We start from the raw sequence: 633 nt of genomic DNA, 5'->3' as shown, positions 1-633 counted from the left end.
AGAGCTTGGCCGTATGCAAATTCGCATGACGATGAACAACGATTTGGCCAACGTGCATTTTACGGTTACCAACCCACAAGCGCGTGACATTATTGAACAAACATTGCCACGTCTACGTGAAATGTTGGCTCAACAAGGGATGCAACTGGCGGATTCCTCGGTTCAGCAGCAAAGCAGTGGACAACAGCAAAGTGGTTACGCAGCGGCTGAACAAAATGGCCAAGGCACGTCTGGACGCGGTTTTTCTGGCCAGTCAGATGAAAACTTTGATGCCGATGTGAATCTTGATTTGAATGTGGTTTCAAAGCGTGATGGAATTAGTTTTTACGCCTAATGTCGTAACATCAACCATCTTGAACAAGAACAAATAACTAGAGAAAACAATGGCAGAAGAACAGCTACAAGGTGCCGATGCACCAAAAGGTAAAAGCAAGCTACTGATCATCATTATTGCAGCCGTGGTTCTGCTCGGTGGTGGTGGCGCGGCGGCGTTCTTTTTAATGGGATCGGATGATTCGGCTCAAGCTGCAGAGGCGGAGTCGCAGCAAACACAGGCCGCAGCGGCTAACCCAATTGCGTACGTGAATCTTCCGCAACCGTTCATTTTTAACGTGACGGGTGACCGTCGCGATA

Annotated in this window: 1 protein-coding gene and 1 pseudogene; both read left to right on the top strand. The window is 48.5% G+C overall.

Going from position 1 to position 633, the window contains the following annotated elements:
* Window positions 1-334, top strand: a 334-nt coding sequence (locus tag R7P64_RS24315) for a flagellar hook-length control protein FliK (protein WP_318124172.1), incomplete at its 5' end; no start/stop codon positions are given.
* Between the two features lie 49 nt (window positions 335-383).
* Window positions 384-633: pseudogene (gene fliL, locus R7P64_RS24310) on the top strand (flagellar basal body-associated protein FliL); the annotation flags it as partial.

It is taken from the genome of Vibrio sp. 2304, assembly GCF_033339475.1.
Classification (GTDB): domain Bacteria; phylum Pseudomonadota; class Gammaproteobacteria; order Enterobacterales; family Vibrionaceae; genus Vibrio; species Vibrio alginolyticus.
The sequence above is the reverse complement of the archived record's forward strand: the minus strand, read 5'-3'. Positions and strand labels throughout refer to the sequence as shown.